17 protein-coding genes are annotated in these 23568 nt (G+C 48.3%); 8 read left to right on the top strand and 9 right to left on the bottom strand.

Translation table 11 applies throughout. The features are described 5' to 3' along the window. Positions 1-15 precede the first annotated feature (15 nt). From kdnA to CF168_RS11140, 7 genes are all read right to left on the bottom strand, one after another. The gene (gene kdnA, locus CF168_RS11170; protein WP_089067889.1) at positions 16-1203 is read right to left on the bottom strand and encodes an 8-amino-3,8-dideoxy-alpha-D-manno-octulosonate transaminase KdnA; all 1188 of its coding nucleotides are present in this window, start codon (positions 1201-1203) and stop codon (positions 16-18) included. 429 nt (positions 1204-1632) lie between these two features. Next, positions 1633-2238: a carbonate dehydratase gene (gene can, locus CF168_RS11165; RefSeq protein WP_089067888.1), complete on the bottom strand. Its 606-nt coding sequence runs from the start codon at positions 2236-2238 to the stop codon at positions 1633-1635. Positions 2239-2391: 153 nt separating this feature from the next. Continuing rightward, positions 2392-3222, bottom strand: coding sequence for an alpha/beta fold hydrolase (locus CF168_RS11160; RefSeq protein WP_089067887.1), 831 nt, complete (start codon positions 3220-3222; stop codon positions 2392-2394). 65 nt (positions 3223-3287) lie between these two features. Continuing rightward, positions 3288-4100, bottom strand: coding sequence for a M15 family metallopeptidase (locus tag CF168_RS11155; protein ID WP_167373617.1), 813 nt, complete (start codon positions 4098-4100; stop codon positions 3288-3290). Beyond that, positions 4094-5239 (bottom strand): succinyl-diaminopimelate desuccinylase, encoded by a 1146-nt coding sequence (gene dapE, locus CF168_RS11150; RefSeq protein WP_089067886.1) that lies wholly within the window; start codon positions 5237-5239, stop codon positions 4094-4096. The genes CF168_RS11155 and dapE overlap by 7 nt, the downstream gene beginning before the upstream one ends. Then, entirely contained in the window at positions 5236-5640 is a 405-nt protein-coding gene (locus CF168_RS11145; RefSeq protein ID WP_157705950.1) for an ArsC family reductase, read from the bottom strand. Before CF168_RS11145 ends, dapE begins: the two co-directional genes overlap by 4 nt. 436 nt (positions 5641-6076) lie before the next feature. Next, on the bottom strand, positions 6077-8749 hold the full coding sequence (locus CF168_RS11140) for a TonB-dependent receptor plug domain-containing protein (RefSeq protein ID WP_089067884.1): 2673 nt from the start codon (positions 8747-8749) through the stop codon (positions 6077-6079). Between the two features lie 767 nt (positions 8750-9516). On the opposite strand from CF168_RS11140, the gene CF168_RS11135 reads away from it, so the two are divergent. The 7 genes from CF168_RS11135 (at position 9517) to CF168_RS11105 (ending at position 19887) form a co-directional block, all read left to right on the top strand. Then, a complete protein-coding gene (locus CF168_RS11135) occupies positions 9517-10422 on the top strand; it encodes a LysR family transcriptional regulator (RefSeq protein WP_089067883.1) in 906 nt (301 codons plus the stop codon). A gap of 85 nt (positions 10423-10507) precedes the next feature. After that, positions 10508-11617, top strand: coding sequence for an efflux RND transporter periplasmic adaptor subunit (locus CF168_RS11130; RefSeq protein WP_240520020.1), 1110 nt, complete (start codon positions 10508-10510; stop codon positions 11615-11617). After that, on the top strand, positions 11614-14721 hold the full coding sequence (locus CF168_RS11125; protein WP_089067881.1) for an efflux RND transporter permease subunit: 3108 nt from the start codon (positions 11614-11616) through the stop codon (positions 14719-14721). The genes CF168_RS11130 and CF168_RS11125 overlap by 4 nt, the downstream gene beginning before the upstream one ends. 2 nt (positions 14722-14723) lie before the next feature. Next, entirely contained in the window at positions 14724-16190 is a 1467-nt protein-coding gene (locus tag CF168_RS11120; protein ID WP_089067880.1) for an efflux transporter outer membrane subunit, read from the top strand. A gap of 125 nt (positions 16191-16315) precedes the next feature. After that, on the top strand, positions 16316-17599 hold the full coding sequence (locus tag CF168_RS11115; protein WP_089067879.1) for a paraquat-inducible protein A: 1284 nt from the start codon (positions 16316-16318) through the stop codon (positions 17597-17599). A 25-nt stretch (positions 17600-17624) separates the two neighbouring features. Next, positions 17625-19277 (top strand): intermembrane transport protein PqiB, encoded by a 1653-nt coding sequence (pqiB, locus tag CF168_RS11110; RefSeq protein WP_240520019.1) that lies wholly within the window; start codon positions 17625-17627, stop codon positions 19275-19277. Between the two features lies 1 nt (position 19278). Continuing rightward, positions 19279-19887: a PqiC family protein gene (locus CF168_RS11105; protein ID WP_089067877.1), complete on the top strand. Its 609-nt coding sequence runs from the start codon at positions 19279-19281 to the stop codon at positions 19885-19887. A gap of 157 nt (positions 19888-20044) precedes the next feature. On the opposite strand, the gene CF168_RS11100 is transcribed toward CF168_RS11105, so the two are convergent. Beyond that, a complete protein-coding gene (locus tag CF168_RS11100; protein ID WP_089067876.1) occupies positions 20045-21433 on the bottom strand; it encodes an SLC13 family permease in 1389 nt (462 codons plus the stop codon). Positions 21434-21512: 79 nt separating this feature from the next. Between CF168_RS11100 and CF168_RS11095 the strand changes: the two genes are divergently transcribed. Next, on the top strand, positions 21513-22325 hold the full coding sequence (locus CF168_RS11095) for an AraC family transcriptional regulator (RefSeq protein ID WP_089067875.1): 813 nt from the start codon (positions 21513-21515) through the stop codon (positions 22323-22325). Between the two features lie 9 nt (positions 22326-22334). Here CF168_RS11095 and CF168_RS11090 read toward each other — a convergent pair whose 3' ends face one another. Then, a complete protein-coding gene (locus tag CF168_RS11090) occupies positions 22335-23477 on the bottom strand; it encodes a hypothetical protein (RefSeq protein ID WP_089067874.1) in 1143 nt (380 codons plus the stop codon). Positions 23478-23568: the final 91 nt, after the last annotated feature.

Genomic DNA, 23568 nt, shown 5'->3' with positions numbered 1-23568 from the left:
AAAACTCCCGTTAAATTATTGGGCAAATGCTTTCTTAATGTTTTCAATACGCTCGGCAATCTGAGCATCGGTCCAAGACAATTTAATGAGCATGGAAATGGTGCGGCTCATAATGGCATCAGATTTCGGCACAGAAATTTGAGTATAGTCAGGTCTGTCGGCGATTAATGTGATTGGCAACGCAGCAGGGGCCTTAAGCTCCTGAATGTGTTTCCAGTTTTTCAGATAATGCCAGTTGTTCACGTACCAGTAGAAGCAACCGTCAACGCCATTCTCAGCCAGTTTTTTGCTGATCTCTTGGGTACGTGCTTCTGTTGGTAACATAAAGCTTAAGAAGCCAGCTGAATCACCCTCTGGATCGGGGATTTCGCGGAAGCTGACTTCAGGAATGCTCGCCATGGCTTCTTTAATGGCTTTTTTGTTTTTACGTTGAATGTCGATAATGGTATCGAGTTTACGTAACTGGGCTAAACCTAAGGCCGCGTTCATTTCAGAGATACGGAAGTTCAGACCCATAATAGGGTGTGACTCGGCGCCACGGTCTTTACCAATATGGTCATGGCCGTGATCGGAGAACATATGGGTGTGATCGTAAATTTCGGTGTTATTGGTGATCACCGCGCCGCCTTCACCACAGGTGATGGTTTTAACAGAATCGAAAGAGTAGCAACCTACATCACCGATAGTACCTAGGGCTTGGCCCTTGTAGCTGCCGCCAATGGCTTGGCAAGCATCTTCTAACAATACGATGTTGTGCTTAGCGCAAACGGCTTTGATTTCGTCCATCTTGGCCATAGAGCCACACATGTGTACTAAGTTCACCGCTTTAGTACGTGGGGTGATCGCCGCTTCAATACCTTCTGGTGATAGACACAGTGTCTCGTCGATTTCGGCAAAAATTGGCACAGCACCGGCCATGAAAATCGCTTCTACAGAAGCAACAAAGGTAAAAGGTGGCACGATAACTTCGTCGCCAGCACCAATGCCTGCCGCCATTAAGGCTGTTTGCAGCGCAGCAGTACCGCTAGATAAGAGGTGAGCATGCTTAACATTCATTTTCTCGCAGAGCAGTTGCTCCATATCGCGAGTCTTCCAGCGATCATTACGCATATGGTCGAAGTTATAACGGAAGGTAAAGCCGTGCTCCATCACATCGGCGACTTCTTGCTTTTCTTCTGGACCAAATAATTCAAAACCGGGCATGGAAGGTATCTCCTTAGAATTTGTGGCGCATGGTCGCGCTGCAATTAACTGGCGGATTATAACTGGGCTAAAGATCCCTTGCGATGTTTTATTGATGAAAATAAGGTCATGTTGACGTTTCGAGCTTAGATTTTGCTCACTTAACACTGTGTTATTGCATGTGTTCGTGTTTGCTAGCCTTTGCGAGCCGTTGTATTAGGGCATGGGAGTCCATTCAGCGAGGTGCAGCTCGAGGTTTAGCCGATTGGTTGAGATGAACTGCGTCATTCAGAGCCAATGGGGCGAGTGTGGAAGTATCTTGGCAACAAGTTAATTCAGGCGGATGGAGCTTGTATGTGGCGTGCGATAGATATTGGCATGCATTAAAACAAAAAACCTGCACGGGGCAGGTTTTGGGCGGGGCTTATGGCGCGTTTCACTCAAATCGAATTAAATCTTTTGCGCGCGATCGACAGTCACATCAAGGTCGGTTAACAGACCATTATCGATACCGTAAATCCAGCCGTGGATCGCCAGTTCTTGGCCGCGAGCCCAAGCTTCCTGCACGATTGTGCTGCTGGTGACATTAGAAACCTGTTCAATTACGTTGAGTTCACACAGACGGTCGAAACGCTTGGCATCATCCATTTGCATTAATTCATCCTGATGAAGACGGTAAACATCACGTAAATGACCGAGCCAGTTGTCGATAAGCCCTAAGCGTTGATTCCCCATGGCGGCACGTACACCACCACAGCCGTAATGGCCTACGACCATAATGTGCTTCACTTTAAGCACATCGATGGCGTATTGCAGAACTGATAGGCAGTTAAGATCGGTGTGGATCACCATGTTGGCAATATTGCGGTGAACGAAGACTTCGCCCGGCATTAAATCGATGATTTGGTTTGAAGGTACTCGGCTGTCGGAACAACCAATCCAAAGATATTCAGGGTTCTGCTGTTTCGCCAGTTGCTCAAAAAAATCAGGGTGCTCTTGGCGAATGCGTCCGGCCCAGCGACGGTTGTTATCGAATAAGGGTTTGAGTAGTTTCATTTTAACCTATTGTTTTATTGACATATTAAAATGTCTTTATTGCCCTAAGTGATGCAAGCAGCACATTTGTAGCAAGAGTATACCAGTAAATTTACGCTTGCTGGTCTATCCAATGTGCCACGGTTGGGTGGCACCTTGATGATAGGTGCGCCGTTACAATACCTTCGCTAAAAACTGAGTTAAATGCTCAGTGACAAACTCGGCTTGCTCTAGGCTGGAAATATGCCCAGCGTTAGGAATATGCACTAATTGACTGCCGTCGATGGCATCGCTCATCAGGTAACTCTCTAGCACGCTGCGGGCCTTGTCTTCAACCCCGACCATGACTAAACAGGGCAGAGTCAATTGCTCGGCAGATTCCATGGTATCGCGGCGGCCAAAAATCATTCGGCCAAGCTTAACTATGCTCGGGATAGTCTCTGGTGTTTGCGCGGCCAAGTAGGCTTCAAAACGCTGCACTAATTCGGGGTTATTTTGTTTGGCATTATCGGCGAAAAACAGTGGCGAAATGGCGCTGATAAGCGGCGCTGGTATGCTGCCAGCGGCTTGGATCATGTCCAGCATGCCATAATATTTAGCGCGGGTGATCTCGGGCTCAAACCCAATAAAACTGTCGAGCATCACCAGAGCATTGACGCGCGCGGGGGCTTTAAGCACGAGCTCGGCGCCCCACATGGCACCCACGGATAAACCGATAACCGCAAATTGCTCGATATTGAGGCTATCCATCAGAATCAGCATATGCTCGCTGATGTCTAAGAGGCTGTTGCAGCTTTCTGGGACTGCGCCCGATTGGCCGTGTCCCCAGAGCTCAGGTACGATGCAGCGATACTGTTGACTTAAGCTGGCAATTTGCGGCGCCCACATGGCGCTATCCCAGAGGTAACTGTGACCAAATAACAGCGCTGGGCCTGAACCTATATCGAGGTAACTGAGTTGGCTACCGGCGATGTTGAGTTGTTTTCTGTGTGAAGAAAAATCCATAAAACCTACTTATAAAGATAAGCGCCGAGTGTAAGGCGCCATCAAGTTGTGCGAATGGCGACACCTTAAGGCTTTGCAACTCGATGTACATATTCCGCCACAAGTACAGGTAAGCGGGCGAGCACCGCGTCTTTAAGCAACATATCGCTGTGCTGGATAACCTGCGCTAAGGCCTGCACCTCAAATTGGGGTAACAAGTTTTGAGACACGGGGAAATAGCTGATATGCCAAGGCTCGGCGCTGACGGCGCTTTTACCGCGCTGAAAAGGAAAATAAAACCCAAAATCCTTGGCGTGCTGGAGTAGCCACTGGTGCAAGTGGGCGCAGGGGCCGCCATCAGTGTATTCCGCTTCCACTAACCGCAGGGATTTTACCTCGATTTGCTTGGCATCAAACACATCGATATCCGTGCCCCAGTGATGACGTGACGCGCCGGGCAGTGCCGACCAAAGCAAAATCAAATCGACTAATGCATCATCGCTCAGTGGACTGATATCCACGGGCTGTTCGTTGATATCCAGCACTGCACGCTTACCGCTGGCCTTGGCGTTCCAAATGGCGAGTTGCCTGTCAAAAGGCCGATAGGCCGAGCAAATCGCGAGGGCTATCCCATCTTTGGCGGCGCTGTCCGCCATCGCCTTAAAGGCGAGGGCAGTTTGAGCCTCCAGCATGAAGCGTGTTTCGCTCGGGTGATAGGGACTGAGCAGTTCGACTAGCTTCAGGTTATCCGTTGACTCTTGTGTTACAGCAGCGGATAAGTCGGTATGTAAGCCCGTGTCTAAACCGCTTGAGACACCACTCGCTATTCCGCTCTCTATTCCACTCTCTATCCCATAAAGCTGGGCGGTGTTGGTTAAGCGTGGCGTAGCGTTTAACACAGTAATTGTTCCAAAATCACTTCGTAGCACAGGGCTAACTGCTCGAGATCGTCGATCTTCACGCACTCGTTCACTTTATGGATAGTGGCGTTCACTGGACCGAGTTCCAACACTTTGGCACCCGTTGGCGCAATAAAGCGTCCATCAGAGGTGCCGCCCGTGGTTTGCGGATCGGTATCATAGCCAGTGATCTGACGGATCGCATAGCGAGTCGCGTCTAACAGTGGGCCTTCGCCGGTTAAAAATGGCAGACCGTTGAAGGTCCAGCTGATGTCATAATCCAGTTCGTGGGCGGTTAATAGGGCCTCCACGCGTTCGATTAATATCTCGGCGGTCACTTCGGTCGAATAACGGAAGTTAAACATCACCTCTAGGGTGCCTGGGATCACGTTCGATGCGCCCGTGCCTCCGTTAATATTGGCGATTTGCATGCTGGTGGGCGGGAAGAATTCGTTGCCATTATCCCAATGGGTTTGGCTTAACTCGGCTAAAAACGGTGCGGCTTTGTGGATTGGGTTATCCGCAAGGTGCGGATAGGCCACATGGCCCTGAATGCCCTTAACGGTTAAGTTAGCGGTTAGGCTGCCACGGCGCCCATTTTTGACCACATCACCGAGTTTTAGGGTCGATGAGGGTTCGCCCACCAGTGCCCAAGTGATTTTTTCATTACGGGCTTCTAGGGTATCGATAACCCGTGTGGTGCCATTGATAAAGGGGCCTTCTTCATCACTGGTGATCAAAAACGCAATCGAGCCGGGATGATTTGGGTGCTTAGCCACAAAACGCTCAGTCGCGACGATCATCGCCGCCAGTGAGCCTTTCATGTCGGCTGCGCCGCGGCCATAGAGGTAACCGTCGATAATCGTTGGCTCAAAAGGTGGGGTATGCCAGCGGCTTAAATCGCCCGCGGGCACTACATCGGTATGGCCGGCAAAACAAAATACTGGGCCTTCATTACCGCGACGCGCCCACATATTGGTGGTGTCTTCAAAGACCATGGGCTCAATATTAAAGCCAATAGCGGCGAGGCGTTCGGCCATCAGGGTTTGGCAGCCTTCATCCAGCGGGGTGACCGAAGGACGGGCAATTAACTCTTTGGTCAGTTCGGTAACTGGGTGGGTGTTCGAAGCGCGCGTCATAGGGAAAAGACCTTCTTATATTCGGCTTCGTTAAAGCCCACCAGCACTTGTTCACCCACAACCAGCACAGGGCGCTTGATCAGCGTCGGGTGAGTGAGCATCAGTTGAGTGGCTTTGGCTTGGTCGATATTGGCCTTATCTGCATCACTCAAGGCGCGAAAACTGGTACTGCGTTTGTTAAAGACGGTTTCCCATCCTGCAATTTGACACCAATGCTGAAGATCCTTTTCTGCTAATCCATCTTCCCTAAAGTCATGGAAGTTGACCGAAAGTTGATGGGTTTCAATCCATTTACGTGCTTTACGCACTGTATCGCAATTTTTAATACCAAAAAGGGTCAAGATGATGCTCCTATCGAGGGGCGCCGTTGGCACGCATTGATTTTGCTCGCATTGTGGCATTGTGCGTTAGATGCCACAAGGGGGTTATCGTATTGTGTGTCATCAATTGCAGGCGATGCAGCCAATGGCAAAGGATTTTTCAGCGCAAGTGCTTAAGCGTCACTTAAGTATTGGCTTCTAGCCTAAGTATTGAACCTGAGCATTGAGCCTAAATCGACAAGGGGATCGCTATGAATATCAGTGCAAGCAGCCCAATGTTAGCGCATAGCTATGCTGTCAACCGTTCGTCTTCACCCACTGCGTTACCCGCTCAACCTGCACCAGCCAAGGTGGAAGAGGTGAGTGAGTGAGTCCGCCAAAGAGCGCGCCCGTGAGGCGAGTCAAGGCGAATCGATTGATACCTACGCGTAACTGAGTGTGAAGCCAATAGATAAAAGCCGAGCAGTTGCTCGGCTTTGTGTTTTAGGAAGCAATGCTAATCAAAACATGAGGTTGATTAGAAGTTCATCTCTACCGCTAAATAATATTCACGTCCAACAACGTTGTAGTAAGAACGTGGGTAATGCGGCCAAGAGTTTTGGGTTTCATCAATCTCAGGGCCTGCATCGAAGATATTATTAATACCGCCGGAGAACTTAATCGCATCGGTTAACATATAGCTGGCGGCCCAATTCACTTCGACATGGCTGTCGATAGTGACGGCATATTTATCCGCCAAGCCATTGTTAATGAATGCCTCTTTACGCTGACCATTCATGCTGTCGGTGTACTTGATTAGCAGGTTGGTAGCGAAGTCATCGTAGTTCCAACCCAGATTTAAGTTACCGCGGATTTGCGGGGCAGAGCCGTCACCATCGATCAGATCTAATGGATCAGAATCTGGGGTTAATTGCTCCTCCCACTTCAGCAAATAGGTGCCTTCTAAGCGGGCGGTAACATCGCCGTAGCCTGAAGTCTCATAGCGATAGCCCACCGAGAAGTCGATACCTGAAGTTTCTTGGGATGACATGTTGATGGCTTGAGTATTCACTTGAATTAACTTGCCGCTTGCATCGCGGAAAATCTTATCGGCGAAGGCGTCAGAGTGATCCAAGATATACTGGGCGCTTGGGCTATTGACTAGGTTATCGATTTCAACAATCCAGTAGTCCAAGGTTAAATTGAGATCGTTATAATCCCACACCATGCCGAGGTTATAGTTTTTACCGGTTTCCGCTTCAAGCTCTGGGTTTGCACCGATAGTAATTGGCAGTGAGTCAATCTTCTCACAGGCTGGGCCTGTACCACCTGCGGCCTCACAGGTTGGAGTGTCGATCACTGTACTATAGGCTGCCGTTGGCTCACCAAATAAGCGCTGCATGTCTGGCGCTCGGAAGGTTTCGGCATACAGACCGCGTAACAACAGATTATCAATCGGACGATACTCGACTGCGACTTGTGGACTGAATTGACCGCCGACATCGGATAAATCGTCATAGTAGTCGTAACGGCCCGCAAGGGTGACGGTGAGGTTTTCAATCACAGGCACGGCGACTTCGGCATAACCTGCGTATTGCTCACGTTCACCTTGGGCGCTGCTGCCGCCTTTACCAATCACGCCACCATTGCTGGTGAAGCTATCGGACTTATCGTAGAACCATTCTTTACCGTATTCGACGCCCACGGCATAAGCCACTGTTCCTGCTGGTAATTCAAAGGCATCGCCACTGATCCCCGCGTTGAAGCTCGACAGGGTAGATTGCCCCTTCTTGCCACCTTGGAAATCCAGCATTGCGGCATCGTCCGGCGAAATTACATCAAGTAGCGAATTGCCGTTTGTGCCCGCGGTGAGGTAATTCCACATGCTTTGGTAGGTGGGTGAGCCTGCGGTGGTGGAATCTACCGTTTGGCGTGCAATCGACCACGAGGTGTCGTACTCGATAGTATCAGTGAGGTAACCTTTGCTACCTAATAAGAAGGAGAAGTTATTGGTCTCAAAATCAGAGGTGCGTGGACCTAACTCAGACATACGGCGAGTGTAGTAATAGTCCCCATCGGCCGCACCGGCAAAATCTCCGCCGAAGGCGGTATTTTTATCGAACACTTGGGATAAGCCATTGAGCTCATCGATGATAGTGACGTTATCGCCCGACACGTTAAACATGAAATCGTCACCCACAGTGGCCGATTCAATTTCTGTGTAGGTCGAGGCATGGGTGTAATCGAGGCGCGAATACAGCTGATGATTGTCGTTTAAGTCTTTGGTGAGGTTAATCATGGTGGAGTAACGCTTTTGCTCAGGCGAAAAGTCGCGCTGTGCGGAGCGATCGAAACCACATTTGCCATTGGACATCATCACATAGCCGCGCGCATCACATTCGGCGGCGCTTAAGCTCTTGAGTAATTTGCCATTGCTATCCACAAGGTTGGCGCCATAGGAGCTGTAACCAGCATAATAGTTACCCGTGATAATATCTGTGCCCCATTCAGGGCGATCTGAGGCTTTTAACGCTTGGCGATCTTCATATTCGGCGAAGAAAGTCAGGTTTGCTTTATCGCTGCTGACGCCCGTCATAAAGGAGAACTGGTTGTTCTGCAGGCCGCCATCGAAGGTATCTGAGTGACGGTATTTGAAGGTGCTTTGTTCAACGTCTTTTTTCAAGATGATGTTGATTACACCGCCCATCGCATCGGAGCCGTAAATGGCCGAGGCGCCCGTGGTTAAAATTTCAATACGCTCAATCGCCCCTAACGGAATGTTGGCGGTATCGACAAAGCTATCAGTGCCGCCAGCGCCAAAGGGATATTTAGGCACACGTTTACCGTTGATCAGCGTCAGTACACGTCCAGCGCCCACGCCACGTAGGTTGACGGCCGATGCCGCAGGGGTAAAGCCGTGCACTTCCTGCTGGGTCATCGACCCACCGGAGTTTTGCGACAGGTTGCCTAACACGTCTTGCACTGAGTTAAAGCCACCTTTTTCGATATCTGCGGCGCTCACCACCACGATAGGGGAGGCATTTTCAAGATCGGTACGTTTAATGCGTGAACCCGTGACCTCAATACGCTCCACTTTATCATCGATAACGGCCGCTTCATCGGCGGCAAATACTTGCGGTGTCACCGAGGCGGAGACCAAAGCGAGTAAACTAAAACGAACCGCACGCGCCACGGTTGTTTGCGTAGTCATATTTTCATTCCCTTAACAATGCCATGACGATCAGGAAGGGTTTCATCACGGCTTATATTTATTTGCAACTGCCCTCCATAGTCGGAAAATTATCATTAACAACTTTAATATCAACAGCTTAATTGTTATTCGTATGCTGCCTGGATGTTGTGTTTGTAAAAGCGAGGAGGCTAATTAAGTGTGAGGGGAAATAAAGAATGGCGGCACGGTATGCGCTATGGCGTGGTTGTATCTCAATGTAACGAAACATTGTCTTTACAATGTCCATTTTCTGATTAGACATTAAAGCTTAAGTTATTTCAAATAATGTGACTTTCGTCAAACAGGTATCAATGATGTAAATTTAAGAAGTGCTATTAAGTGTTTAAAATTCCACCTTAAAATAAAATTAAAACACAATTTAACATTTTAACTCCACAAAAATGGTCAAATTTATTAATTTAAAAATGCTCAGTTTTAAAATCATCGTATTCATAGAATAATTTGAAATGTTATGTCACGAATAAAGATAAATTGTATTTTAAGTGTTGATATTGTGTCCAATGTAATATTCATACTTAATCATTCTTAAATGATGCCCTATCAATTGACGGCTTTTAAAAAGGGCAGTTTTATGGTTAATGTCCCATCTTGATCTAGCAAGATGTAAAAGGTCGATAAATCAATTTGCTATCATGTATAGTGAGTAACATTACAGCGATAAGATCCTAGGCTAGCGGTTCGTCACTAGAGCTTCGCTGATGGTAGGTAGATAAAAAGAGGTGAATGTGAGAATTAATGATCTAAGGCTTTTTTTATTGGTCGTAGAGTTAGGCAGTTTTGCTGCCGCGGCCAGTTCTATTGGGATCCCACGGGCTTCGGTCAGTCGACGTATCGGTGAGTTAGAGACGGATCTTGGAACTAAGCTGTTTACACGTACTACACGCCAATTATCGTTAACACCGACAGGCGAAAACTATCACCAGCAGTTAATGGAGATTATTCCAAGGCTTGAATCCCTCAATGAGTCAGTCAAAAACCAACGCAATATGCCCACGGGAACCGTTAAGTTGGGATTAGTAGCCGAAGCCGATGTAGCAACACATAATCTATTACAGGACTTCTTAAAAAATTATCCCTTAATTACCATCGAAACCCATGTCAGCAATCTGGGATATCATGATATTTTAAATTATGGTTTAGATGCCTGTATTCATATAGGGAATATCAAAGATAATTCATTTATCGCTCGGCCTTTGATGCGTGTGTCTCGCAAGTTATATGCAAGTCCTGACTATATTTCGGTCCATGGTATGCCAACGTCATTGGAGGATCTAAACCAGCACGCGCTGATGATCTATCGTATGCAAAATGGCGAGCTAGAAGACCGTTGGAAGTTTAATTTAGGCGAATATCGAGTAAAGAGTCGGCTTATATCTAACAGTGGCCATTACATACGCCATGCCATTTTAAATGGAGCAGGGATCAGTTTATTATCCGAATTAAGTGTGGTTGAGCACTTGCAATTGGGTAATTTGGTTGAAGTTTTACCTGAATATGAGGTTTACGTTGACGATGCTTGGTTAGTCTATCCAAGTCGCAAAGGCATGACCCATGCGGCTCGACTGTTGATCGATAGCTTAATTCAAGAGGCGAGTAAGACGCCGAGCGTCACATTGTCACAAAATTCGTGACATTGATGTATCTATTTTGATTATTGTCCAATAAATTCACCTCCTTTACTCTGTGCCGCCTTAGTCGTAGTTACAGGAAATTGTGGTGAACAGAGTAAAACCAATCAAAATCGGAACGGGTTTGTGTTGTGCAGGCATTGCATTAGTGCTCGCAGGCTGTGGCAGCAGCGAAGACCAACCCCTCACAACCTCAAAGCGTCCGTTAGTGCAAGTGATGGAATTGCCATCGCCAGTCACGGATAAAGGTTACAAGTTTAGCGGCGTGTTGGAGTCGGAAAATCGTGCGGATTTATCCTTCCGAGTCCAAGGCGTACTCGCAGAATTGTTGGCCGAAGAAGGAGTAGAGGTTACCAAGGGACAAGTGATTGCAAGGCTTGATCCCCATGATTTTCAAGTCAGTATTCTTGAGCTAACGGCTAAGTTGGATGAGGCGAAAACCGCCCACCAATTGGCTAAAATTGAACTACAAAGGGTTAAAAGTGCGATTAATGATCGCGCAATTGCGAGTGTGAAGTTAGACCGTGCCGTAGCCGCCGAGGCGCGCGCTAAAGCTGGAGTCGAATTAGTCAGCCAGTCGCTGAAAAAAGCACAGGATGCCCTGCGTTACACTGAGCTGACCGCACCCTATGACGGCGTGGTGGGTAAAACCTTTGTCGAACAACATGAACAAGTCAATGTTGGCACAAAAATCCTTACCATTCATCGCCCTGAATTGCTCAATGCGGTAGTAGATGTTCCCGAGAGCCAGATCTGGAATCTTAAGCTTGGCACTGAAGGCCGTGTGACTTGGTTTAAGGCCTCTGAAGCCGTACCCGCTGTGGTTGCCAAAATCGCGTCAGTGCCCGATCGCCTAAAGCGCACCTATGAGGTGACCTTCAATCTAGCGCATGTTCCACAACAGTTAGTCGCGGGCAAGGCGGTGAGTGTGGACGTCGCTTTACCTTATGCCAGTGATAAGCCTATTTATTGTATTCCCGCTATGGCGGTTGCGAGTCGCGATACCCAGCTTTATGTCAATCGTGTCATTGCCGAGCGTGTGAGTGCCACCCCCGTCGAATCGGTCAGTCAAACCGACGACTCCTTATGCGTAACAGGCGGTTTAACATCCGGAGAGCACATCGTGATTGCGGGCGGCGCTTTTGTCGAGGAAGGCCAAACCGTCACCATCTTGAATGGGGCGTCGGTTAAATCATGAGTCTCTCAACCTTTGCGCTAAGGCAAAAAACCTTTGTTATTTTCTTCACTGTGCTGTCGATTATCGCGGGTATTTATTCCTACTTTGATTTAGGCAAGCTAGAAGATCCCTCTTTTACCGTAAAAAGCGCAGTGATTGTGACTCTCTATCCTGGCGCGAATGCAAAGGAAGTCGAGGAGTTAGTCACAGATAAAATTGAAACTAAGCTTGAAGAGATGGAGTCCCTTTGGAAGTTACGTTCATTATCCCGTCCAGGCAGTTCAATGATCTTTGTCGATCTGAAGGAAAAAGTGAACTCAGAGGCATTACCACAGCAGTGGGATTTGATGCGTCGTAAAGTTGAAGACGTCAAATTAGAGCTGCCAGTACAGGCGCAGATCAGCATAGTTCAAGATGAATTCTCTGAAGTCTACGGCATGGTGTTTGCTGTCTATGGCGACAATATGGAAATGGCGGAGCTAAAGGACCATGCGCGGGAGCTACAGCGCCGAATTAAAGCTGTCGATGGGGTGAAAAAAGTTCAGCTGCACGGCGTTAATGAGCAGGTGGTGAATATCCGCATCTCAGAGGAACGTCTGGCAGAAGCTAACCTCACCATGCTGCAATTGATTGAGCAATTGCATAGCCAAAATATGCCGATCGTGGCAGGGGATTTTGACCTTGGCATTGAAAACCTACGTGTAGAGCAGGGCGATACCTTTAAGAGCATTGAGGATATTCGCAATCTTAGTATTCAAACTGGCTTAAATGGGCTGCAATCGGCGGTGATCCGTTTAGGGGATATTGCCGATGTGACTATGGCATACCAAGATCCTGCCACCACACTCAGCCGTTATAACGGCCAGCAGGCCATTACTCTGGCCGTCAGTCCTGTGAATGGCATCAACGTGGTCAGCATCGGCGATACCTTAAAGGCTGTGCTTGCTGATTATCAAACCAAGTTGCCAGATGGTGCTGGTATTGGGGTGATTGCTTATCAACCGGAAGAAGTTCAAAAGTCAGTTAACAACTTTATCGTTAACTTGATTGAAAGCGTGGTGATTGTGGTTGTCGTGCTGCTGATTTTTATGGGATGGCGCAGCGCCGCGATAGTGGGAGTGAGTTTACTACTCACTATTTTATTCACCTTGATTTATATGAAACTTACCAGTGTAGATTTGCAGCGGGTTTCTCTCGGCTCCTTCGTGTTAGCACTTGGGATGCTGGTGGACAATGCCATTGTGATCGTTGACCTGTTCCAAGCCAAGATTAAGCAGGGGATTGAGCGCACGCAGGCAGTGCGCGACAGTATCAAAGAAATGGCCATGCCACTCCTAGGTGCGACTGTGATTGCCGCTATGGGTACGGCGCCTGTGCTGTTATCACAAACAGACTCGGCGGAGTTTTCACTCTCGATTGTGCAGGTGTTGTGTAGCTCGTTACTGCTCTCATGGATTATTGCCATGGTGGTCACACCGCTTATGTGTTGGTACTTCTTAGGGAAAACCAGCAATGTCGAGGCTGAAAATGCGAAACCATCTTCTCGTTATGTGCTGATGTATCAGCAAGCGGTGGAGTGGGTCGTGGAAAACCCAAAGAAGACCATTCTCTTCACCGTGCCTTTACTGCTGGGCACTTTACTGGTCGCGCCGTTATTGAAAGTGAGCTTTATGCCGTCGTCCGACCGTGCCATCGTGTTTCTCGATTATTGGCTGCCTAATGGCGGGCGCATCGAACAAACCTCGACGGATATGCGTAAGGTTGAGCATTGGTTATTGGCGCAACCTGAGGTGGAAAATATCTCTAGTTATGTGGGCGAGAGTGCGCCGCGTTTCTCGGTCACTGTCGAGCCTGAGCCTTTGGATGCGAGCTATGGTCAGATCCTAGTCAATATGCGTCGTTTTGAAGATATCGATACCTTAGTGCAGCGTGGTGATACTTGGTTAGCCAAGGAGTTTCCCTATGCAGAACCTCGATTTAGAGAGCTAAAGCTAGCGACTAAGGATAAATATTCGATTGAAGCACGTTTTATCGGTCCGGATCCTAAGGTGCTGCATGACTTAGCCGATCAGGCTAAGGACATCATGCGTCAACATCCGAACTTAAAATATGTTCGAGATGACTGGCGGCAAGAGAGCAAAGTGATGACGCCACAGGTGGATATGCATGCCGCCCGTTTAGCTGGAGTGACGCGCACCGATATTGCCAATGCCATCAATCGTGTCACCGAAGGCACCAATGTTGGCACGATGCGACACGGTGACGATTTGATCCCAATTAAACTACGCAGTGCCGATGCTTCTTTGGCACATTTTGAAAATATTCCCGTGCGTTCATTACTAGGTACACACAGCGTGCCTATGGGGCAAGTGGTTGAGAGTATTGAGATAAAAGGTGAAGAAAGCATGGTATGGCGCCGTAATCGTTTACCTGCGATCACCGCTCAAGCGGGTGTGAGTGGCGATACCGCATCGAACGTACGCCAGAGTATTGCAGCCGATATTGAGGCGATTGCGCTGCCAGAAGGCTATCGGATGGAATGGGGCGGTGAATACTACGATGAGCAGCGCTCGATTGACGATTTGATGCAGCAAAACCCTAAGGCAACCCTGTTGATGGTGATTATTTTGGTGGCGATGTTTAACGCTTTCCGTCAACCGCTGATCATCATGATTACCTTGCCATTGGCGGCGATTGGTATCGTTTGGAGTTTGCTGTTACTGGATAAACCTTTCGGCTTTATGGCGATCGTCGGCATGATCTGTCTGTCGGGAATGATCATCAAAAATGGCATTGTGCTAATGGATCAGATTGAACTCGAACGACGCAATGGCCGCAGAATTGCCGAAGCCATTAAGGCTGCAACGCTTAATCGTACCATGGCGATTTCGATGGCAGCACTGACCACCGCGCTGGGGATGATCCCATTGTTGACCGACAGACTATTTGACCAAATGGCGGCGACCATTATTGGTGGCTTGACCGCAGCGTCGGTGCTGTCTTTATTTGTGATGCCGGCCTTGTATCGACTCTTTTATCGTCGAGATGAACGTGAGGAGGATGCATTACGCGATGCACCAACGAACAACACACCATCGGTAGTTGCCAGCGCCAAAGAGGTCTGATCATGAATAAACATCTATTAATGGCCGTAACGGCAATGAGCTTGCTTGGTGGATGCAGTATGTCTCCGGATTACGCGCCGCCAAAGGTAAAAGTCAGTGAGCTGTATTTAAATTCGGCGGTGGGAGTGAGCCAAGAGGCATTGGCTTACCAAGCTTGGTGGCGTCAGTTTAACGATCCTCAGCTCAATGCTCTGGTAGTAAAAGCGCAGCAGCAAAATATTAGCCTGCAGATTGCTAGCGAGCGTGTGCGAGCTGCACGGGCCTATCAGGCTGCGGTCTCATCGTTAAAAGTGCCCACTATTTCGGTGGGGGCGGGTTACCTCGACATGCGCATCAGTGAAAACGATCCGCTAATGGGCAGTGCCGTTACGGGAATCGATCTACCCGTTGGTTTGGGTGGCGGTAATCTTAAGCTGATGAATCGTGATCCCAACAGTACGACCGTAGGCGCAACCATTGCTTGGGAAGCGGATTTATTTGGCCGGATAGCGAGCTTAACTCAGGCGGCGGAAATCCGCGCCGAACAGGCACAATTGTACCGCGCCAATCTGGCCACACTCATGACTGCGGAAGTGATCGACAACTATTTGCAATACCGTGGAACGCAGGAGCGGATGGCGATTGCAAGACAAAATATTGCTGAACAAGCCGAAGTCTTGGCGTTGGTGGAATCATTGGAGCGTAATGGCTATGGCTCACCACTAGACGTCGCTAATGCTAAGGCGGCGCTTGCTGCCAGCGAGGCCATGTTACCTATGTTAAGTTCGGCCGAGCAGGCGCATTTACATCGATTGGCGATTTTGCTCGGAGAAAACGTGAATGAGGCATCAGGGCGATTAAGCGCAGCGGCGTTGCCAGCAATGACGGAGCTCATCCCTACGGGGGTGCCCTCTGAGTTATTAACACGTCGTTTAGATATTGCCATTGCCGAGCGCGAAATGGCTGCTAAAAACCAAGAATTGGGCGCGGCGATTGCGGCTAAGTATCCGAGCTTTTTCTTAACGGGTGCCCCAGGATTATCGGCCGATCATATCGACGATCTGTTTTCCTCGGATTCACTGACTTGGGCACTCGGTGCGGGCGTGAGTTGGAATGTCTTCGATGGTGGCCGCACTCAAGCCATGGTGGAAATTCAAGAAGCAGGGTTTAAGACTGCGGTACTCGGCTATCAGCAGGCTGTGAACAATGCCATCAATGAAGTTGAAACAGTGCTCAAGCATTATGGCAATAATCAGCAATATCATCGCTTTATTGCAAAAGCTGAAGCGCAGTCTGAGGTTGCTGTACAAAAGGCGACTTCGTTATATCGCGCCGGTTTAGAAAATCACTTAAGCGTGTTAAATGCGCAGAATGTGAAAAACAATATGCAGGACGCGGAAGTGTTAGCCCGTCTACAAACGGCATCGAGTGTGGTGTCGCTTTATAAGGCATTGGGCGGCGATTGGACACTGGCAAACGCCACGGATTAATGATGCAAATAAGGATGTGCTTACTCTTAGGAGGCGACTCCTGCAGACAAGCACATCCTTGCGTCATGCGGATTATCAGCTGCTGAAATGCCGCTTTAACCGTGACTAGAGAGTAAGGAGTTGTCGTGTCACAGAGCATTTATGCCCACCACCATGAAGGCGTTTTACAGGCCTGTGAGGAGTGTGGGTTAGTCACGCCCTACACAGAGCCGAAGCCTGGCTATCGCGCCTATTGCCCAAGATGTCAGCATGGATTGCAGTCCGTGTTGGCGACTCCCTTTCAGCCGATTTGGGCTTATGGCGTTGCGACCTTAATCATGTTGGGGCTAAGTCTAGGGTTTCCCTTTTTATCCTTTAGTGTGCAGGGTTTATCCCAAGAGGCGAGTTTATGGTCGGCATTGGTCAGTATGCACTTTGCCAGTAACAGTTTGTTGGCTGGGGTGATTTTGCTGTGTGTGGTGATCTTGCCGCTAATTTATATCAGTTTTTCAATGCAGATTTATTGGCATGCCTATTTAGTGCAAAAAGGCAAAACGATTGAATTTCGCTGGCTTAAGTTTTTCAGCAAGTGGGTATTTCGTTTTGAATCTTGGTTGATGGCAGATGTGTTCCTCGTGGGGATTTTAGTTGCCATGGTGAAAATCCTGTCACTGGCAGAAGTCGGTTTTGGACCGTCTTTCTGGGCATTTTGCATTTATACCTTGCTGCTAGTGAAGTTTGTCAGTCTCGTCGACAGCTCATGGGTCTGGGATAAGTTAACACCGAGGCTCGCAACGCCGTATGTGGGAGCGGGAGAGTCGCATCTACAGCAGAATCATGCAGTGTGTCCTATCTGCAGCCAGTTAAATGCCATTGATAGCTCCGAATGTTGCCGTTGCACTGGCGCGATACACAAGTACTTACCCGCGACAAGCATGCAAGCTGCTTGGGCATTTTTGCTCGCGGCGGCCGTGTTTTATATACCGGCAAACTTTTATCCCATTATGTACACCACCAGCGTGGGGCAAACCGAGGCGTCGACCATTATCAGTGGTGTGGTGCTGTTATGGCACATGGGGTCTTACCCTGTGGCATCGATTATTTTCTTTGCCAGCATAGTGATCCCAACCGCGAAAATCGTCTCTTTGGCCTATTTATTTCGCCAAGCAGGCAATCCCCGTTCGCTGGATAAGGCCATTAAAAATCAACAGCTTTATCGGGTGACAGAATTCATAGGTCGATGGTCGATGATTGATATTTTTGTGGTGGCCTTACTCACTGCACTGGTACAGCTCGATGAACTTATGGCGATCAAACCCGGTCCTGCGGCACTGTCCTTTGCCATGGTGGTGATTTTAACCATGCTGTCGGCAATCGCCTTTGATTCTCGTGTGCTGTGGCAACAATCTAGCGCGGCCCATAGAGAGTAATGAGCTATTTTAAATGAGTAATAACATGATAAATAATGAAAATATCCGAGCAAAAGAGTCTGAGATTCGGCAGATTTCAGCCGTTTGGTTGATCCCTATTATCGCCGCCATGATTGGCTGCTGGATGTTATATAGCTATTTCAGTCAATTAGGCACCGAGATCCAACTACATTTAAAAACCGCCGAGGGCATTGAGGTCGGTAAAACCTTTATAAAATCCCGCAATGTGAACGTTGGGGTGATCGAAAGTATTAAATTGAGCGATGACTACAGTGCGATTATTGCAACGGCACGGATCTCAAATGATGCCAAACGCATGTTGAAGCAGGATACACGCTTTTGGGTGGTGAAACCGCGGATTGGGATGGAAGGGGTATCTGGGTTAGATACCTTGCTCTCAGGGGCGTATATTGAATTGGAGCCGGGTAAGGCTGACTCGCCCCAGTATGAGTTTACTGTATTAGACAACCCACCAGTGGCATCGGCCGATGAGGAAGGGATAAGGATCACCCTGAGAAGTCCGCAAGCAGGCAAATTAAGTGTGGGTGAGCCAGTTTTGTATGAAGGTTTTAGTGTCGGCCGAGTGGAAACCTTAGGATTTAACACCGAGCGTCGCGAAGCGTTTTATCAATTATTTATCAAGAAGCCCTATGATGAGCTTGTCCGCGATAACAGCCAGTTTTGGTTGACCTCTGGCATCAATATGCAGCTCTCAGCCAAAGGGCTTAATCTGCAAGTGGGTTCGCTTGAAACCTTACTTACGGGAGGTGTGAGTTTCAGTTTGCCCGAAGGGCGTTTTGCTGGGGCAAAAGTCGATGAGGATGGCAGCGAATTTAGATTGTATGACTCACAGGAGCTTGCGAGCCAGAGTATATACGATAAGTACTTGGAGTTTGTCATGTTATTCGATGAGTCTATTCGAGGATTACACGACGGCGCGAGCGTGGAGTTCCGCGGTATCACTATCGGTGAAGTGGTGAAATCTCCGCTCACTTTGCAGCAGCTCGAGCCTCACTTTGGCCGCTTTAGCCATGGCACTATTCCCGTATTGGTCAAAATCGAGTTAGCGCGGGTCTTTGAACATGCCGAACAGGTCGGGTTGGACAATTTACGGGTTGAAATTGAGCGTGAATTGCACTCGGGTCTGCGGGCGAGCCTGAAAACCGGCAATTTACTCACTGGGGCATTATTTATCGATCTGGATTTATATGCTGATGCGAACGCCTATCAAACTGCCAATTTCATGGGCTATCCGGTGTTCCCAACACAACGCGCAGGTGTCGCTGAGATCCAAAAACAAGTTGGACAACTTATCAGCAAACTCAATCATTTACCGTTGGAAAAAACCTTCACAGAGATCAATGCCACGCTACAAAACACCGCCAGTGCATTAGCTCAATGGGATAAGGTGGGTGCCAGTTTAGACCAAGTGTTGCAACAGCAGGAAATGTTGTCACTGCCCGCAGAAATGCAGCAAACCTTACAAGCCGTGAGTTCGGTTGCGAAGGGATATGGGCCTGAATCGAGTGTTTATGCCGAACTTCAGACCAGTCTGCAGCAACTGCAAACCTTGATGAAAGAATTAGCGCCCTTGTCGCGCCAGCTGAATCAAAAGCCTAACGCACTTATTTTAGGGGCAGATCTGCCTGCAGACCCAATCCCAGTTAAAGGTAACTAATATGCGTATTTTAGTGTTATTTATTGTATTTTTGATGGCGGGCTGTAGCAGTCAACCCGCACCTAAAACCTATTTTATCGCCCTGCAACATACAACGGATCCTGGTCAAAACAGTAGCACAATGGGGTCTGGCGGTGCATGCGCACTAGGTATTAATAGGGTGAGCTTAGCTGACTACCTCAATACCCATGGTTTGCTCTATCAAACCTCACCACAGGAGTTAGCCGTTGCGAGGCAGCATTTATGGGCAGGCTCTCTAGCCGAGCAAATCCAATTTAGGTTAAATAATTTGCTAAGCCAGTCATGCAGTTTACCTGCTAGATTGAGTTTATTAACTAATGAGCAGACTAATTTAGGCCAACTCGATCTCACTGTGACTGAATTTTATGGCAGCTATACGGGTGAGGCTGTAGTCGGGGGACGGTGGCGCCTGATGGATAAAATGCAGCAAGTACGGTTTGAACAGCCGTTCCAATATCGGATTGCATTACCTGAAGAAGGCTATACCGCTCTAGTCAGCAGCATGGATAAAGGCTTGATGCAGCTTGCTGACGATATCCGCTTAATGGCGCCATCGCATATGTCTGCTCAGTTATCGTCAGCTCAGTAGGTGAAATGTTGTGTTGTCAGTCACTTAGGCTGATGTACATCTATAGGCGACATTAAGTTGAACTTTGGCATTAGGTGCCTAAGTTTGAATTACTTAACGTCGCCTTCAACTTAAGGTTTGTCGCAGGAAAAGCTGTTAGTGCTGCTTGAGGGGAAACTTAGCTTATCCAGCCCAATAACTGCCACCAGAGGTAATCCAGCGGCATCAGCACTAGTAAGGTGATCAGCGCTAAGGGTAAGGTGACTTTCAGCAGATGGGCGAGAGACTCCTGAGATAGTTGCATCGCCAAAATCAGCGGCGGCGCTTGATAGGGGAAAATCACCGTCGAAAAGCCGATCACTTGGGTCATCAATACCGCAGGGAGAGAAAACCCTGTCGCATTCGCTAAGTCGGCAGCCATTGGGGTTAATACCGTGGGTACGCCAGGCACGGTTGCCACTAATCCAGTTAAGGTCGATATCAGTGATAAGGACATAAAGTTGAGGAAGGAGGCGCCTTGTGACAAGGGAAGGTATTGACTGAATACTTGGCCGAGTTCGCTGCCAAGCCCAGATTGATTGACTAAGACGCCTAGTCCGAGTGCGGCGGCAACAAAGATAACCGTCGAAAAATCAACCGATTGATTAAATCGCTTTGGTTCAATAATGCCCCATTTCGGCAGCAAAAGAATAATGGCGGTCGTTAGCCCCACCCATGCTGGATTGATCCCATGCCATGAGTCAGTTATCCAAAATAACAGGGTGATGATGAGTAACACCCCGAGCTTAACTTGCTTGACCACATCATACGCTTCGATATCCGTCGCTGCCGCCATCTGGGTTTTATCTATCTTGGCCGGAAACAAATACACCACGAGCGCCACTATGATGGCCGATTTGAGCAGACCCAAAATCGGAAAGTGCAGAAACAGATATTCAGCATAGCCAAAATGCACGTTAAACAGATTTTCACTCGCACCAGCCAAAATCATATTGGGAATATTGGCGGGCAGCACCGCAAGGCTTGGCATATTACAGGCAAGTGCCAGGGCGGTGGCTATGCCTATTCTACCATTGCTGCCGCGGCTAAATCCGAGTTGTTCGGCCAAGGCCATGCCGATGGGCAGCATCACAACCGCGCGCCCAACGGAGGATGGCATCACAAATCCCAGTAACATCGCGCTGATGACCAGTCCTGCAATCATGCGTGGATAACTCATGGTTAACGCGGGGGCGATAAGGGCGGCGAGGCGACGACTTAATCCCGACTCTGAAATGGCGCTACCAATCACAAAGCCAGAGATAATTAACCACACCGCCGCCGAACCGAATCCCGAGAACAACGCACTGGGATCGATCAACTTAAAAATGGTGGCCAAGGCAAAAAAGATCAGCCCCGCCATAAAGGGCGGAATAAAACCCGTGCTCCAAAACAGCAGGGTGATGAGTACGACCGATGCGCTGTAGGAAAAAAGGGCGGGGTGCTGCTTGAGTGGAAACATAGCCAACAAAATGGCGACAAGCATGGCGCTAAAGATCAACCATTTTTTAATACTTAACTTACCCATAGGGGATCACCTTAATATTGCGGGCATTGATATTGCGACCTAAGATAGTCCAGTTGATATGGCGTTTTAAGGTGGTAATGTGTCAGATGTTATTTCCAAAGCGACAATGTTGGCGCCCAGCCAATTTGCGTTCACGTTAGACCCGAATCGTCCCGTATTGAGTAATGCGCGCAATCTCGAGGCCGAAATGGGCGTTGAACCCCATTCTCACCCTCGGGGGCAGTTACTTTGGGCGGCAAAAGGGATTTTACGGGTACAGAGCGACAATGCGGTTTGGGTGGTGCCATCGACCCATGCCGTGTGGCTCCCCAGTGGTTGCCGACATCAAATTAACTGTGAAACCCATGCTCATCTTCGCAACTTGTATATCGATCCCAGTTATCGCGTTAGAGTGCAGGACACGCAGGTGGTGATGGTTACTATGACGCCGCTAATGCGCGAAATGGTGCTGAAGCTATGTCAAAACACCTCGATGGAACCCGCAAAGTATTTCCGCTTGGGCTTAAGTGCCATTGACGAGCTAGATACACTCGACAGTGTGAATACCTATTTGAATGCGGGCTCGGATCCGCGTCTTGGCCGAGTGATCCAACTGTTGATCAAAAAACCGCAGGCGGAGTATACCTTGGCCGAATTAGCCCAAGGTGCGGGGGCGAGTATCAGAACCATAGAACGACTCTTTAAAGCCGAAACCGGACAGACCTATAGACAATGGCGCCAAAGGTATCGATTACTCAACTCCCTTGAGCGGTTAACCCAAGGGGAGAGCACGACGGGCGTGGCCCATAGTCTGGGGTATTTGAGTGTCAGTAGCTTTAGCGCTGCATTTAAAGCCCTATTTGGTTGCACGCCTCAGGAATACGCCCAAAAAAGCGTGCAACCACAACCCTAAGCCACAGGCCTACAGCAGTCTAGTGATGAGTTGGGCTCTTTGTGGCTCAAGCTCATTCAAACCTTGTTGATAGCGGTCTAATGGTGGAATGCTAGAGCAGAGGACAAATTTACCTAGCGGGTTATACATAAACTGGCCGACGACAGCGATAGACAAATGGGCGGGGCAATCTTGCAGAGGTGTTGTACCATCTAAAATTGCCGCGTAGCGATTCGCTGTGTCTTGAGGTTGCATTAACGGCGTCAGTAACCATTTCGTCACTGTTGTGGTGATATCTTCATCATCAATTGTCTGTAATGCTTTGGTCATGCCTGTAAAGTAATACCATTCACCCGCTTTCGTGCTATCAAACGACATCACCACTGACGGAATAGGCATTTGCCAGCTAACGGGAATAGCGCTGTTGAGTTGAGCGTGTGGTAATTGCTTCAAGACTAATTCGCCAAATTTCATATTTGTTGTGATGCCGTTTTGACTAACGGTTTTTATTAGCAGCACATGGGTGTTGGCTGCTACGCGTTGCCAAAACAACATATCTTGATTGATCACATCGGCAATCTGCTGCGCAGACATGGTTTGAGCGTGAGCCAGTAAATCGATGAAGTAGAGTTTTTGTGCCGTGAGCAGATGTGAAAGTGACGGAGAAGACAAAAAGACATTAAACTGGCTGCCTTCTTGCCAAGTATTTAACTGAATTAATGTTTTATATCGCGCGATTAATTCGGCGTTTGTTGCGATGAGTTCGTCAAAAGGCGTTTGTTCTGTCAGTACAGGGAGACAACTGGACAAAAAGTCATCACGATTAATGCACTCGTTGAATGGTGTTTGCGGTTTATCTATACGCGTTGTGTTTAGCGTTGGAGAACGCTCCAAAATGCCAAGCTCTTGTATGGTTTTGAGTCGAGAAATCCCGGCATCCATCGGTGAGGCACCACTATTCACATCAAAGCCCAGCGCATAGAGATAGGCATTCTGAGCTTGGTTATTCGCTAATGCCTTATCACTCTTTTGAATTTCGTCTAGGTAGGCTTTGGCCTGCTCTGAAGCTGGGCTATCTTTCATGTTGATGGCGACAAGGATCAGATAAAGACTCACTGGCACCAAGAATAGTGTGAGCAAAATCCATTTGATTGCGGTTTTTAAATGTTTCATCAAAACTCCATTTCTCGATAAATTAACAAAATCGCAAATAGATTAACATTTAAGCCAGCTTCTGTAAGTCAATTTTTTATTTAAACAACGG

This window comes from Shewanella bicestrii (assembly GCF_002216875.1).
Lineage (GTDB): Bacteria > Pseudomonadota > Gammaproteobacteria > Enterobacterales > Shewanellaceae > Shewanella > Shewanella seohaensis.
The sequence above is the reverse complement of the archived record's forward strand: the minus strand, read 5'-3'. Positions and strand labels throughout refer to the sequence as shown.